General features: G+C 60.8%; 16 protein-coding genes and 2 tRNA genes. 8 read left to right on the top strand and 10 right to left on the bottom strand.

Annotated features, from left to right (window positions below; all coding sequences use genetic code 11):
- Positions 1-2: 2 nt before the first annotated feature.
- Entirely contained in the window at positions 3-563 is a 561-nt protein-coding gene (locus ATO7_RS15965; protein WP_083563411.1) for a hypothetical protein, read from the bottom strand.
- A 132-nt stretch (positions 564-695) separates the two neighbouring features.
- The gene (locus ATO7_RS15960) at positions 696-1,268 is read right to left on the bottom strand and encodes a bactofilin family protein (RefSeq protein WP_158523242.1); all 573 of its coding nucleotides are present in this window, start codon (positions 1,266-1,268) and stop codon (positions 696-698) included.
- 184 nt (positions 1,269-1,452) lie between these two features.
- Here ATO7_RS15960 and purU point away from each other — a divergent pair, with 184 nt between their 5' ends.
- The 3 genes from purU to ATO7_RS15945 all read left to right on the top strand — a co-directional run bounded on the left by purU (position 1,453) and on the right by ATO7_RS15945 (position 4,645).
- A complete protein-coding gene (purU, locus tag ATO7_RS15955) occupies positions 1,453-2,310 on the top strand; it encodes a formyltetrahydrofolate deformylase (protein ID WP_083563409.1) in 858 nt (285 codons plus the stop codon).
- A gap of 148 nt (positions 2,311-2,458) precedes the next feature.
- Positions 2,459-4,264 carry a hypothetical protein gene (locus tag ATO7_RS15950; RefSeq protein ID WP_083563408.1) on the top strand — a complete coding sequence of 602 codons (1,806 nt, stop codon included), beginning with the start codon at positions 2,459-2,461 and terminating at the stop codon, positions 4,262-4,264.
- Between the two features lie 135 nt (positions 4,265-4,399).
- Complete coding sequence (locus tag ATO7_RS15945; RefSeq protein WP_083563407.1) at positions 4,400-4,645, top strand: hypothetical protein; 246 nt, start codon at positions 4,400-4,402, stop codon at positions 4,643-4,645.
- Between the two features lie 12 nt (positions 4,646-4,657).
- Here ATO7_RS15945 and ATO7_RS15940 read toward each other — a convergent pair whose 3' ends face one another.
- The 8 genes from ATO7_RS15940 to ATO7_RS15905 form a co-directional block, all read right to left on the bottom strand.
- The gene (locus ATO7_RS15940; RefSeq protein ID WP_146680404.1) at positions 4,658-5,086 is read right to left on the bottom strand and encodes a hypothetical protein; all 429 of its coding nucleotides are present in this window, start codon (positions 5,084-5,086) and stop codon (positions 4,658-4,660) included.
- A 41-nt stretch (positions 5,087-5,127) separates the two neighbouring features.
- Positions 5,128-5,424 (bottom strand): DUF3817 domain-containing protein, encoded by a 297-nt coding sequence (locus ATO7_RS15935; RefSeq protein WP_083563453.1) that lies wholly within the window; start codon positions 5,422-5,424, stop codon positions 5,128-5,130.
- A gap of 81 nt (positions 5,425-5,505) precedes the next feature.
- Positions 5,506-5,581 (bottom strand) — tRNA-Phe (locus ATO7_RS15930).
- Positions 5,582-5,690: 109 nt separating this feature from the next.
- On the bottom strand, positions 5,691-5,963 hold the full coding sequence (locus tag ATO7_RS15925; protein WP_083563405.1) for an oxidative damage protection protein: 273 nt from the start codon (positions 5,961-5,963) through the stop codon (positions 5,691-5,693).
- Positions 5,960-6,973 carry an A/G-specific adenine glycosylase gene (gene mutY / locus ATO7_RS15920; RefSeq protein WP_083563404.1) on the bottom strand — a complete coding sequence of 338 codons (1,014 nt, stop codon included), beginning with the start codon at positions 6,971-6,973 and terminating at the stop codon, positions 5,960-5,962. Before mutY ends, ATO7_RS15925 begins: the two co-directional genes overlap by 4 nt.
- Positions 6,963-7,463, bottom strand: a complete 501-nt coding sequence (locus tag ATO7_RS15915; RefSeq protein WP_146680403.1) for an SRPBCC family protein — start codon at positions 7,461-7,463, stop codon at positions 6,963-6,965. The genes mutY and ATO7_RS15915 overlap by 11 nt, the downstream gene beginning before the upstream one ends.
- 19 nt (positions 7,464-7,482) lie before the next feature.
- Positions 7,483-9,900, bottom strand: a complete 2,418-nt coding sequence (locus ATO7_RS15910) for an AsmA family protein (RefSeq protein ID WP_083563402.1) — start codon at positions 9,898-9,900, stop codon at positions 7,483-7,485.
- Positions 9,901-10,101: 201 nt separating this feature from the next.
- Positions 10,102-10,175: transfer RNA gene (locus ATO7_RS15905), tRNA-Gly, on the bottom strand.
- A gap of 149 nt (positions 10,176-10,324) precedes the next feature.
- Here ATO7_RS15905 and thiS point away from each other — a divergent pair.
- From thiS to ATO7_RS15880, 5 genes are read left to right on the top strand one after another with little or no spacing between them, the layout of a single operon-like run.
- Positions 10,325-10,537, top strand: a complete 213-nt coding sequence (gene thiS, locus ATO7_RS15900) for a sulfur carrier protein ThiS (protein WP_083563401.1) — start codon at positions 10,325-10,327, stop codon at positions 10,535-10,537.
- Positions 10,538-10,563: 26 nt separating this feature from the next.
- Entirely contained in the window at positions 10,564-11,346 is a 783-nt protein-coding gene (locus ATO7_RS15895) for a thiazole synthase (RefSeq protein ID WP_083563400.1), read from the top strand.
- Entirely contained in the window at positions 11,346-12,038 is a 693-nt protein-coding gene (gene trmB, locus ATO7_RS15890) for a tRNA (guanosine(46)-N7)-methyltransferase TrmB (RefSeq protein ID WP_083563399.1), read from the top strand. Before ATO7_RS15895 ends, trmB begins: the two co-directional genes overlap by 1 nt.
- Before the next feature lies 1 nt (position 12,039).
- A complete protein-coding gene (locus ATO7_RS15885) occupies positions 12,040-12,933 on the top strand; it encodes a phosphoribulokinase (protein ID WP_083563398.1) in 894 nt (297 codons plus the stop codon).
- A complete protein-coding gene (locus ATO7_RS15880) occupies positions 12,930-13,964 on the top strand; it encodes an NADP(H)-dependent aldo-keto reductase (RefSeq protein ID WP_083563397.1) in 1,035 nt (344 codons plus the stop codon). Before ATO7_RS15885 ends, ATO7_RS15880 begins: the two co-directional genes overlap by 4 nt.
- Positions 13,965-14,214: the final 250 nt, after the last annotated feature.

The raw sequence follows: 14,214 nt of genomic DNA, 5'->3' as shown, positions 1-14,214 counted from the left end.
CCTCAGCTTGTTGAGATTGGTTCCCGTTCAGCCACGCGCAGGATGTATTCCTGGAAACCATTGCGCAGCATCATTACGCGGTCTATCGCATAGCGTGGCAAACAACGCTCCAGCTCCTTGGGTGCCATGCGCGGGGACTCGCGCATCTGTTCAGGCTTGGGCCTGATCTGCACCGCATCACGTCCCGCCGGGGTATAGCGGCACGGTTGCGCGGGCATTTCCGTCGAGGTGTAAGCCATCAGCGCATGCACCTGCGCCTCTGGGGCACACAGCAGCGCAACCTGATCCATCACCACACTGATGACATTGCGCGGCAGGTAATTCAGAAAATCCCAGCACAGCACGACGTTGGGGCGATGCGCCGGGTCATGAGGCATCGCCTGCCCAATTCGATCGATCAAATCCTCCGCGCTGCTGGCCTGCTTGAGGCTGGCCAGCGCTTGCGGAAAATTGACGATATCCACCCGGCACTGCATATCATTGAACAGCGCGATCCCCGCCTGACTGGGAGGCGCGAAATCAAGCACCACGCAACGACCGCCCGACGCTGCCCGCTCGATCATTTCGGCGAACAGCGGCAGGCGTTCAGTAACCGGAGCCTCAACCGGAGCGGGCGCTTGTGGGCGCGCGTTCCGTCCTCCGCCTGTGAATGGGAAGCGTCTCAGTCGGGCGCCTTGCACATTGGCGATCCGTGCTTACTTGGCGGCAGCGGCCGAGTCGGGTTTGTTCGCGTCTTTGTCGCCAACAGCGGTCTTGGCAGGCTCATCCTTGCGCTCTACCGCAACCGGGCGCGGAGCCGCAGCCACCGGCGCTGAGGGTTTGACCTCGGGCTTGGCGGGCTGCAACACGTCGCCAAACTTAGCCTGCACGGCTTCCTTGATCGCGTCCGGATCCATCTCAACCGAACCACGCAAATGAGCGCCATCCTCCAGCGACACTCTCGGCGCCATCACAGCACCCTGAATGCGTGCGCTTTTCTTGATCGCGATGCGCTCTGAAGCGTAGATGTCGCCCTCAATCGTGCCATCGACGACCACAACATTGGCAAACGCGGTACCCACGATCCGCCCTTGCGAGCCCACCGCCAGCTGGTTGCTTTTAAGCACAACCATGCCCGTGATCTTGCCTTCGATCAGCAAGTCTTCCTCGGCGTGCAAATCACCTTTGATATGCGTCTTAGGGCCAATGGAGGCGCCATCCCGGCGCATGGCCGTCTGCGACGGTTGAGGATACGGGTTGCTTGCTGCCTGATTGTTTTCCGCTGACATACGAACGTCCTGTTGCTGATGAAGTCGGGAAGTCGAGCCACATACTGTGCGCTTCCCCGACGCGAACATAAAGGGTCGGTGAGAAATTTCCGTGAAGAACAGAAATCACTCCAGCAGACCGAGCATGCGATGCAAAGTTCGAGCTGGCAACCGGTATCATCAGCCCCTTTTGCGGATTCCTCGCATGTCGCGCACCCAGCATTTCGTTTTGTGTTTTCGCTGCCCGGACAAGCCCGGCATCATCGCCGCCGTTTCCTCGTTTCTGTTTGAGCAAGGCTGCGACATCCGTGATGCGGCGCAGTACGGCGACCCGGACACCTGCAACTTTTTTGTCCGCATCCAGCTGGCGGCGCCCGCCGAACTCGATTGCGCCGAACTGGATGCACGCATCCAGCCATTAGTGCAAAGCCAGCAACTGGACTACACCCTGCACGACATGCAACGGCGGATGCGCACCCTGATTGCAGTGTCACGCCAGGGCCACTGTCTGAACGATTTGTTGCACCGCTGGCATTGTGGCCTGCTGCACACCGACATCGCTGGCGTCGTGTCCAATCATGAGGACTTCCGCCGCCTGACCGAATGGTACGGCTTGCCCTTTCACTACCTGCCCATGAATGACGGTGGCAAAGCGCGGCAAGAGCAGAAGCTTCTGGAGCTGATCGAGAAGGACAATGTCGACCTGCTGGTGCTGGCGCGCTACATGCAAGTGCTATCGGAGGACCTGTGCGAAAAGCTGCAAGGGGCTTGCATCAATATCCATCACTCCTTCCTGCCCAGCTTCAAAGGCGCCAAGCCTTACCACCGCGCCCACGAGCGCGGCGTCAAGCTGATCGGCGCCACCGCGCACTTCGTCACCCCCGATCTGGACGAAGGTCCGATCATTGAGCAAGACGTGGTGCGGGTAAACCACACCCACTCCGCCGAAGATATGGTGAATATGGGCCGTGAGGTGGAAGCCCGCGTGCTGGCCAATGCGGTGGGCTGGTATGTGGAACACCGCATCATGCTCAATGGACAGAAAACCATCGTGTTTCCTTAGCCCAATACTTGCCAGCCACAGCGCGGGACCGCACCTATCGGAAACGCCAACTGCCGCTGCGGGCATGCACATGGCATGCTTGAAACACAACATCAGGCATGCCGAGAGGTGCCATGCCTGACCTCAAGGTCAGTCCACAGGGGTAGTCATGACCAAAGCATTCCAAGCGCTCGTGCTGATGATCAGCATGGGTTTTATGCCCATCGCCGGCGCCGTCAATATCTCGAACAATGGCCTGGGCGAGGCCATCGTTGCACCGTATTACTCCGTGCGCGACGGCTGGATAACACTGCTCAACATCAACAACACCAGCAGCGACCCAATACTGGTGAAGATCCGTGTGCGCGAGGCTTACAACGGCCGCGGTGTCGCCGATACCGTGGTGGGGCTGGCCGCTCACGACAGTTTCGTTGCCGTCATGCTGGAAGACTCGAATGGCAACTTGATTCTTCGTTCAGCGGATAGCCCTAACGACCAAGGACAGCACAGCTGTAACACTTTAACGCGTGTGAACTCCGGCTCAGGCACGCTCGAATACGCCATGTTCAGCCAGCAAAACTTCACTGCGGCAAATAGTGACGGCAGGCCCGGCAGTGATTCACCCTCTGACAATATGTCTGACGCAGCCAAAGATCGTATGCGCGAGGGCTACATCGAGATGTTTGTGCTTGGGCACGCAGACAGCTCGCTGATCCAAGGCCCGGAACGCTTTGGCCCTGGCGATGCCCCCAGCGCCCCCTTGGCCGGCGCCATCAATATGGCGCGCGCCATTGCACAGTTCGACTGCGCAAACTTCAAAACGGCACTGACCGAAGACATCAACAGCGAAACTGGCGATCGCCACATCCTGGATACCGCGCGCCAATTCGGCGAGCCCACAAAAGTCCTGCGGGCCGACTTCCGCATGATCCACCTTGAGCGCGGCACCGAAGTGGAACAGTACCCGCTGGCCTGGGCCAACTTCTTCAACCCTGGCGCCAATGATTCAGATTCTGATGGCGTGGTGAAACCCCTGGAAAATGCCAACTGCACCATCACCCGTGGCGATGAACGCACCCTGGGTGCCAACTGGAGCCCACAATCCAGCGCCTCCTGCCAGAACCTGGTCACTGCAGCCACCGGCCATGCCAACCTGGAACCCAGCCTCAACGATGCCTGGCCTGCCGTTGCGCGCAAATTCGATGATGACAGCGAATCGCTGGTCACCATCAACGCCACCGTCAACTCCTTTGCCGGTCGCCCACGGGGCATCGATGCGGTCAGCGCAACAATTCAAGCTCGCTCAGTTCTTGGCGAGTGGTCGCAAAACTTAGCAGCGGGCGTCACAACCGACTGGATACTGACGATGCCAACCCGGCCGTTTTATGTCGACCAGGCGGCCAATGCTGCCGCCGCCATCGCGCTCGACTCATTCGTCGGCCACTCGCAAGGGCGCAGCACCAGCTGCATTACCCAGGACTACGATAATGATGGCAGCTGGGATGTTGACTTTGACGGTAACGGTGTCAGCGATTGCGAAGCAGCGCCCTACCCGCCCTTTGATCAAGCACTCGCTGAAAATGAGCCTGAGTGCGCAGTAGCGCTGTACAGCTTCGTGAACAGAGCTGGTGAAAAGATCGTACCCAGCGAAGCACCAAGCCCCGATTTCGGCACAGGCCTGCCCGAAGACCCGTACAAGGGCCAAGTCCACTTATGCACCGCAGCCACGCTTGTAAGCTTCAACGGCGCAAGCGCCTTCAAGACGCATGAGCAGAATATCGACACCAGTTCATACGCCAGCGACGTTGCCGGCTGGGCCGAAATTGACCTGACCAACAAGGGCGCGCGCACGCAAAACCTCGCCGGAAGCACGCCTGGGTTACCCATGATCGGCTTCAACGTAAAGCATCGGGTGATCCAAGGCGCCTCGACCACGAACTACAGCAGTTCGGTGCCACTGTACTTCTCACGTTAATTTCATTGCTTGGGCATCCCACGCATGATGCCCTGATATTGGTCACGCGCCTGACTTGTTGCCATGCCATAACGCTTATGGTCAGGCGCGGGCGCATCACGCCGCCCGCAAACACCATCCATCAAGGAGCAGGCAATGGCATACGTGACGATAGACGGACAGAAGCTGGAAAAGGAACTGCTGGAGCTGGCTAAGCATCACACCACAGGCCAGGGAGAAGGCAAGCTGTCCAAAGACGAGGTGGCCGATTTATTCACATCGGCGCGCGACGGCGTTGCCGTCACAGATACCGAAAAAGCCACACTGGCCTATATTCGGAAACACTTCGAATTCACCGACGCGGCCGCAAAAGACTTCGACGTAGCTTTCAGCGCCCTTTAGACAGCGTTTGCCTCACAGAAAATTGAGGTAATAACTCAGTGCACTGCTGTGCCGGCTGCGCACCCGCCAGCCGCTCAGCAGACTGTGAGAAAAGCGCCAGTATTCCTGCCGTGCAGCCTGCTCCGGCAGGCTGTAGCGGACCTGCACGACAACCTTGTCCGAATCCCCCAAAGACAGCAGCGGCTTGCTGACCTTGGTCGACAGCACCATGATCGCATTGCGGTCGGCCAGATCGACTAGGCGCTGCATATCCTGCTCGCCCCAAGCGCCATCATGCGCATCCAGCGTCTTGCCCAACTGATTGCCCAGGTCATTGGCCAGCTCGGCTTTGACCGCCGCATGCAGGCGCGGATCGTCGCTGGGGCCAATGGTCATCAGACGCACACCGATCAGCACCACAGCAATCGCCACTGCGGCCCAACCCTGAATTTTTGTCTCCACCCCTGACTCCCGCGTTAAGGAGTCAAGACCATAGCAGACGCCTAACCCGTCGCTTCAGCCGAACTGTTCTGTGCCTGTGCGCGCCGCAAAAACCACTCCACCAGCACAAAGGCAAACGGCACGATGGCTGCGACCAGCAATCCCAGCCAAGTCACAAGCGACCATCCACGCTGACTGGACACCAGCAGCGAAGCCACCAGATAGAGCATGAACAACACACCGTGCGTCATGCCGATCACATAGACGAACTCGCGACTGATCAGGCCCAGCGTCACGGCCAGAATAGTGAGGTAAGACAAGCCTTCGCTGATGCTGATGGCGCGAAATGCGACAAGCATGTTGAGTTCCTTGAATGCAACGGGATACGCATAGCATGCCAGCATCAGCTGATCTGCCAACAGTGCGAACACGGGAAAAGATGGTGGCCAAGGGCGGAATCGAACCACCGACACGCGGATTTTCAATCCGCTGCTCTACCAACTGAGCTACTTGGCCAGATCTTGCAGCTTATCTTCGCGCCAACCGTGTTGCACGGCGGCACAAGGCGAAGGGCGCGTATTAAACCGTTAGTCCAGCGGCACGTCAAGCGAAAGCCGCTATTGCCCTATTCCGAAGGCGGCGTGTAGCTGGTCTGGGCGAGCTCACCGCCACCGAAGAAATACTTTTCCATTTCCTCGGCCAGGAAGCTGCGCGCTTTGGGATCGGCCAGAACCAGCCGGTATTCGTTGATCAAGCGCGTCTGATGGGCCAGCCATTCCTGCCAGGCCGCCTTGGACACCTGCTCGAAAATGCGTTGCCCGAGATCACCCGGGTACGGCGGACGATCCAGCCCTTCGGAAGGAATGCCCAGTTTGATGCACTTCACGATGCGGCTCATGCGCAATAAGTCTCTATCAGTCGTCGTACAGGTTGCGGCAGCCCCAGAGACAGCGCCGCCTCTACAGTATGCCAGTCGTGGCCGTCGCGCTCAGCCAGCCGGTTAGATGCCAGCTGCGCACTGACCGGCTCCAGCCACAGGGAAAAATGGCTGAACTCATGACGCAATGCCGGGCCCAAACTGCTGAGCTGGCTCACGTCGTCCGCGTGGTCGCTGTATTCCGGCAGCGACCACAGCCCGCCCCAGATGCCGCTGGGTGGCCGCCGCTGCAGCAGGATACGATCCTGCGCATCACGCACAATGAGAAATTTCTCTTCCCGAACCGGGCGCGCCTTGCGCGGCTTGGGCGCAGGAATGGTGGCGGTCTTTCCCTGCGCGCGAGCCTGGCAATCCGCATCCACCGGGCACTCTGCACAACCTGGGTTGCGGCGCACGCAAAGCGTCGCCCCCAGGTCCATCATGGCTTGCGCGTAGTCCGCCTGACGCGTGTCTGGCAGGCGCGCCTCAGCCACCGCCCACAAGCGCTTGAGTACCGCGCTCTGACCGGGCCAGCCCTCGACCCCGGCATGCCGCGCCAGCACCCGCTTGACGTTGCCATCGAGTATCGCCGCGCGCTGCCCGAATGCCTGCGCGGCAATTGCGCCAGCCGTGGAACGCCCGATCCCGGGCAGTTGCTGCAACGTTTCAACGTCCTGGGGAAACACCCCGTCAAAATCGTCCACCAGCATGCGCGCCGCGCGGTGCAGGTTGCGTGCGCGGGCGTAATAGCCCAACCCGGACCACAGGCTCATCAGCTCATCCTGATCACACCGCGCCAGCGCCTGAACATCGGGCAGGCGCGCCATGAAGGCCTGGAAGTAAGGCATGACCGCGCTCACCGTGGTCTGTTGAAGCATGATCTCCGAAACCCACACACGGTAGGGGCTGCGCGGGTTTTGCCACGGCAGATCGTGACGCCCATTTACATCGAACCAGGCGAGCACCCGTGCTGCCCAGTGCTCAGCGTGCATTGGCCAGACGCTCTATACCTTCGGCGGTGTGTACGGCCTCGCTGGCCAGTTTGCGCTCGATCAGCCACGGACCAATGATCGGAGGCACCCAGAAATCCGGCTCCACCACAGCCTCAAAGATCAGCCGCGCCTCCTCACCTTCATCCCAGATACGCCACGAAGCCCGGCCAAATTTCAGGTTGCTCATTTCCGGAATCACTTCGGCGCGCAGATGCTGCGGAGGCTCCTTGTACATGTCCTGAACCTGATCGAAGACGCGACAGATACCCATCACGCACACCCGCACCTGAGTGTGGACCCGCTGGGCCGGCGCCAGCGCGCCATCAATCGGCACGGCCTGGATGATTGCCGGATTGATCTGCACCAGGCGCGCGTAATCCGTGAACACCGCGTAAGCCCTGTCTGCTGAGGTCTGCATCACCGCATGCATGACCACCTGATAGCGCTTGCCCACGTGCGTCACCTCGAGATGCTCGAGACGTGATGCCATGTTTTCGAACGCCTCGATTTTATTGCTGTTGCTGCTGCGCGGGTTGCGGGGTGGTTTTGGGCTGCTGCTGCGGCTCACTCTTGGGCTGCTGCTGTTTGCGGAAAAAGTCCGTGAGCTTGTCGTTGAGCTTGTCTTTCAACTCGTCTTTCTTCTCGTCCACTTTGTCCCGCAACTCCGCCCGCGCCTTCTCTTTAAGCACATCTTCAAGATTGACTTTGAACTGAGGCTTGGTCAAAGGCCCGCTGATTTCGACCGGAATCGCCAGCCCGATCAGCTTGGACAGGGTCTTGTCATTGCGGGTGGTGGGGTTCTCCAGCAGGGTCGGCGCGAGCTTGAGGTCAAATTGACCGGCCAGCACGTCGATGAAACCGTCACCGCCGAACTTGAACCAGGGGTTGTTGCCGCCCAGATCCTGCACCTTGAGCTTGCCGGACTGGATCAAAAAGCGCCCGACCAGTTCGCTGAATCCGGTGGCCTCACCACTTTGCGCCGCCTGGGCCTTGCTGCCGCCGGCCAGGGCACTGGCTTTGCGCACCAGATCAACCAGGCTGATGCCCTGCACCTCGCCATCCTTGAGCTTGTAGTTGGCCTCACCGCTGGCGCTTGAACGCATGGCACCCACGGTGGCGCCCTGCGATTGCAGATTCAGACCCAGCTCGGTGGTCCCGGTAATCCAGCGGCTGCCCCAGCCATCCTGCAGGAAATCACCCAAGCCGATGGCCTTGGCCGACAGATCCACACCGAGTACGGGCTTGGGCTTGGATGCGTCAATACTGTTGTTGAGCGCGAGCTGCCCACCATAGGCATTGGCCACCAGCTGCTGCTTGACCGGCGTGCCCGGGCGCGCATCCGCAGTCCACCGCACATCGCGGAATTTCACACCGTAGGCGTTGAGCCGACTGATCTGCACACGCGCGGTCAGGTTCAGATCACGCGCCCAGTCCATCGGCACTTCCATGCTGTTGAGATCCCCGGCCGAGGACGACGACGCGCCGGAGTCCTTTTCGCTTGCGTCCTCACCGCCAACCCAGTCGCTCACCGTGAGGCCCGCAAGATCAAGGTTGGCGCGCAGCTGAGGCTTGTCGAACTGGGCTACGGATGCCTTGCCAGAGAGTGCTTCGCCAGCCAGTTGACCGCTGATCTTTTCAATCGAAATACGATCCGGCGCGATGGCGTAGGTCATGTCCAAACGGGTCGGGCCGGCCGACTTGGGAGCACCGACGGGATAGCCCAACGCAGCCAGATAGGCGTGCAGGTCCAGCGGCTTCAGGCTGATGCTGCCACTGCCGGTCTGGTTGGCGATGCTGGCCAGCGCCGCCTTGGCGGTGAGCTTGAGCTCGCCAAAGCCGATGTCCAGCGTGGTCGCCTCGACCCGATCGTTGCCCAGCGAAGCATCCGCCTGCAGGGCAAAGTTCAGGTTCGGCCAGTGCCCTGATTCCTCCGGCAGCGCGACGTCCAAGGCCTTGGCCATGCGCCGCACATCCACATTTGAACCCTTGAGATCAAACTTGGCCTTCTGCGCTGATGACAGCTCATCAAGCTGGGCGCTGAATGTGACCAGCTGATCCACAAAACGCAGCTCGCCGTCGGACACCGCAGCCGTCTGCGTTTTGCCGTTGTACGCGGCGCTCAGCGCCAATGCGATCTGCTGTTCGCCACCGGGCACGGCATCTCCGCGCGCACTGGCGGTGGCGCTGAACTGGTCGACACGTGCAAACGGGCCGTCCAGCTCAAACTGCCAGTCCGTTTGTGCCTTGAGTTCGAGTTGGGTCTTGTCGGCCAGCGTCAGCATCACCGACAAGGCCAGCGTCGATGGCTCGCCCAGCCTGATCGGGCCTGTTTCCAGATTCAGCCCCTCGACCACGGTGACCTGATCCCCGTCACGCCACTGCAGGCGTGCATCGAACAGTTCAAGCCCGGCGATGCTCAAATCCTGCACATCCACCTCGCCACGCACCTCAACCGGATCATCCGGCTCGGTCGGCTCGGCTTCATCTGCGCCCGCCAGGTCATCCCAGTTGCTGGACCCATCTGCCTTGCGCTGCAGATTGAGCACCAGCCCATGCAGAGCGATCTTACCCAGCTCGACCTGCCCCTTGAGCAGCGGGAGCAGACGCAACCGCGCCTCCAGATGTTCGATGCGGGCGAACTCGGGGTCATCAAAACCGGCAGCATTGGACAGGGCCAGGGCGTTGGCCTCAACCCCCAGCCAGGGGAAAACGCTGAGTTCCAGCGGGCCGCTGAGGGTCAGATCGCGCCCGGTGTGTTTTTTGACCTGCGCCTGGATATCGTCCTTGTAATCGTTGGGATCAAAGGTGAACGCCACAACCGCCAGCGCTCCACCCAGGAGCACAACCAGCGCGAGCAGGACAAAAAGAAGCTTTTTCAGAAACGGGCTCATGCACAATCCCAGCAGCGCAAATGGAACGGAACTCATCGACCCGTCAGGGCTGGTTGAGTTCAGACCAACAGCTTACCGGAGGGCGCGACGCCCCGCGATGACAGTGCCCAGCACTTTATTCATTGCCAGCGCTGGCGGCCGTGGGCCGAAGCACAGGGCAGCGGCAGGTACGAGTCCGAAGAACGCAGGGCAGGATGCCCGGAGCAACCCTGCACGCGGCACCAACGCCAAGATAGATGGAGCGGGTGATGGGAATCGAACCCACATTAAAAGCTTGGGAAGCTTCCGTTCTACCATTGAACTACACCCGCATCGACGCGAAGTTTAGCTCAAAATTCGCGGCAACAGCGTGTGGCCCACGAAGCACGCCAGCCGATTGGTTAGAATGATGGGTTCACACGCGGCACACCGGTGGCGCCGGTGCGCTCGCTTGCTGTCTTCTGCAATCTCCAGAGGTGTCATGAGTCACACTCCGCACATCGTGGTCAACGGCGATCCGCAGCCCTGGCAGGATGGCGAAACCTTGGCCAGCCTGATCGAAAAGCTCGGATTGAGCGGCAAGCGCATCGCCGTGGAGGTCAACCAGGACATCATTCCGCGGGCCCGCCATGCGCAGCACGCGCTGGTCGCGGGTGACCGGATCGAGATCATTCAGGCCATCGGCGGCGGCTGAGGCCACACATCAAAGATTAGGACAACATGAGTCAGGACACGCTCACCATCGCCGGCCGGCAGTACGCCTCGCGCCTGCTGGTCGGAACCGGAAAATACAAGGACTTTGACGAAACCGGCCGGGCCATTGCCGCCAGCGGCGCCGAGATCGTCACCGTCGCCTTGCGGCGTACCAACCTGGGCCAGAATCCGGATGAGCCCAATCTGCTGGATGTGATCCCGCCCGAGCAGTACACCATCCTGCCCAACACGGCTGGCTGCTACACCACCGAAGATGCCGTGCGCACGTGCCGCCTGGCGCGTGAACTGCTGGATGACCACCGCCTGGTCAAGCTGGAAGTGCTGGGCGATCAGAAAACCCTGTACCCGGATGTGCCCGCCACGCTGGAAGCCGCCGAGATTCTGGTCAAGGACGGTTTTGAGGTGATGGTCTATACCAGCGACGACCCGATCATTGCCAAGCGCCTGGAAGAGATGGGTTGCGTCGCAGTCATGCCGCTGGCCGCACCGATCGGCTCCGGGCTGGGCATTCAGAACAAGTACAACATTCTGACCATCATCGAGAACGCCAATGTACCGATTCTGGTCGATGCCGGGGTCGGCACCGCATCAGATGCCGCACTGGCGATGGAGCTGGGCTGCGACGGTGTGCTGATGAACACCGCCATCGCCGAAGCCAAGGACCCGATCCTCATGGCTCAGGCGATGAAACACGGCATCATCGCCGGGCGCCACGCATTTCTCGCCGGACGCATGCCGCGGCGCCGTTTCGCCTCGGCCTCATCGCCCTTAAGCGGCCTGATTGACTGATGAGCGTATTCGCTGACAAACCGGTCCACCAGCCCGGCCCGCCGCGCACCTATGTGCGCCGCGAAGGCCGCCTGACCGATGGCCAGAAGCGCGCGCTCAGCGAGCTGCTGCCGCAATTCACCTACCCCGAAGATGGCCGCGCCCCGGGCGAGGTGTTCGGCCGCGAGGCCCCGCGCGTGCTGGAAATCGGCTTCGGCAATGGTGAAAGCCTGGCTGCACAGGCAGGCAAGCACCGCGATCAGGATTTCATCGGCCTGGAGGTGCACCGCCCCGGGGTTGGCTACCTGCTGCAGGCGGTTGAGGCCGACAAACTGAGCAATGTCAGGGTCAGCAGCAGCGATGCACTGTTGTTCCTGGATCAGGCCCTGCCACAGGCGAGCATTGATCGCGTGCAGGTGTTCTTTCCCGACCCATGGCCGAAAAAACGCCACCACAAGCGCCGCATCGTGCGCCCGGATGCGCTGGACAAAATCGCCCGCGTGATGAAGCCCGGTGCAGTCCTCGCCCTGGCCACGGACTGGGACAACTACGCCGAGCAGATGATGGAGGTCCTCAGCGCCCACCCGGCATTTGAAAACTGCCATGGTGATGCACAGTTTGCGCCGCGCGCTGAGCGTATCGTGACCCGCTTCGAGCGACGCGCCCACCGCTTGGGGCATACAATCCACGATCTGGCTTTCTCCCGAAGGTAAAATGTCGCAGCGTCACCCCATCATCGCCGTCACCGGTTCGTCAGGCGCAGGCACCAGCACTGCGCGGCGAGCGTTTGAGCAGATCTTCCGGGTTCTGCATCAAAAGCCGGCGTATATCGAAGGTGACAGCTTTCATTCCTACGACCGCGAGCAGATGCTCGCCGGTATTCAGCGGGCCAAGATTCGCGGTGAGAATTTCAGCCACTTCGGCCCCGGGGCCAATCACCTCGACAAGCTGGAAGAGCTGTTCAGGCAGTACGCCGAAACCGGTACCGGTTTTCACCGCAAGTATCTGCACACCGAGGACGAAGCCAAGGTTCACAATCAGCCAGTCGGCACTTTCACCGAATGGCGCGACCTGCCTGACGACACCGATTTTCTGTTTTACGAAGGCCTGCACGGCGGTGCGGTGACCGAAGAAGTCGATGTGGCCCAGCATGTCGACCTGCTGATCGGCATGACACCGACCATCAATCTGGAGTGGACGCAGAAAATCCGCCGCGACATCGAAGAGCGCGGCCACACCCCGGAAGACATCACCAAAACCATTTTGCGGCGCATGCCGGATTACGTGAACTACATCACCCCTCAGTTCTCGCGCACGCACATCAATTTCCAGCGTGTGCCGCTGGTCGACACCTCAAACCCCTTTGCCGCGCCGGAAATCCCCTCGCCGGATGAAAGTCTGACGGTGGTACGCGTAGCCCGCCCGGCGCGCCTGAAAATCGACTTCCCGTACGCGCTGTCGATGATCCACGGCTCGTTCATGTCGCGGCCCAATACGCTGGTGGTGCCGGGCGCCAAGGCCGCGCTGGCCATGGAAATCATTCTGCGCCCCATCATCGAAGACATGGCGCGCAAACGCCGCGAGCTGGTCCAAGGAAACGCCTCTTGAAATACCGTCCGCTGGGCCGCACCGGCCTTGATGTGAGCCTGATCGGCCTGGGCACCATGACCTGGGGCGAACAGAACACCCAGGACCAAGCCTTCGAGCAGCTCGACTACGCGATTGATCAGGGCATCAACTTCATCGATGCCGCCGAGATGTATCCGGTGCCGCCCAAGGCCGAAACCCAGGGTGCTACCGAACGCATCCTCGGCAACTGGCTCAAAGCCCGCGGCAAAAGGGACGACGTCATCCTCGCCACCAAGGTGCTGGGTCGCGCCGACTGGCTGCCCTGGGTCCGCGGCGGCCCGACGCTTGACCGGGCCAGCGTGCTGGCCGCCTGCGATGACAGCCTGCGCCGCCTGCAAACCGATGTGATCGACCTCTATCAGGTGCACTGGCCGGACCGGGAAACCAACTTCTTTGGCAAGCTCGGATACACCGCGCCCACCACCGACAACAGCGTTCCCATCGAGGAGACCCTGGATGCGCTGGACAGCCTGGTCAAAGCAGGCAAGGTCCGCCACATCGGAGTCTCCAACGAAACCCCCTGGGGCGTGGCCGAGTACCTGCGCCTGGCGCGCGACAACAACAAACCCCGTATCGCCAGCATCCAGAACCCTTACAGCCTGCTCAACCGCAGTTACGAGATCGGCCTGGCCGAGTTTGCCGACCGCGAAGCGGTGGGCTTGCTGGCCTATTCACCGCTGGGCTTTGGGGTGCTCTCCGGCAAATACCTGGATGCTACGCCAGCCGACGCACGCATCACCCTGTTCCCCCGCTTCGGGCGCTATACCAACCCCGAATCCATCGCGGCCACACGCGCTTATGTTGAGATTGCCCGCGATGCGGGGCTGGACCCGGCGCAGATGGCGTTGGCCTACATCAACGCGCGCCCGTTCACGGCCAGCAACCTGATTGGCGCCACCAGCATGACGCAACTGCGCAGCAACATCGCCTCGGTCTCTCTTGAGCTCACGGACGACGTGCTTAACGCCATAGAAGCGGTGCACTGCAGCCAGCCCAATCCGGCCCCCTGAACGACGCGCAAACGACGCCAACCAAGCAGCACGGCGGCAACAAATCGACGAACGGCGAAACCGTCGTCAATCCAGTGGCTTAGACAGCCGACGCCATAGCGCCGGGCTATTCGTCTGCGCGCGAGAGAAATAAATAATCATCGAAAAATCAGAAACCTAGCTCACACAGCGCAGTCGAATCCTGCAGGTTCACAAAATTTTCACCTGGATTCATGCACTTGTAGTTACGGCTTGAAACAGGCCATTTTTG

Source organism: Oceanococcus atlanticus, assembly GCF_002088235.1.
In the GTDB taxonomy this organism is placed as follows: domain Bacteria; phylum Pseudomonadota; class Gammaproteobacteria; order Nevskiales; family Oceanococcaceae; genus Oceanococcus; species Oceanococcus atlanticus.
This window is presented reverse-complemented; position numbering and strand designations above follow the sequence as displayed.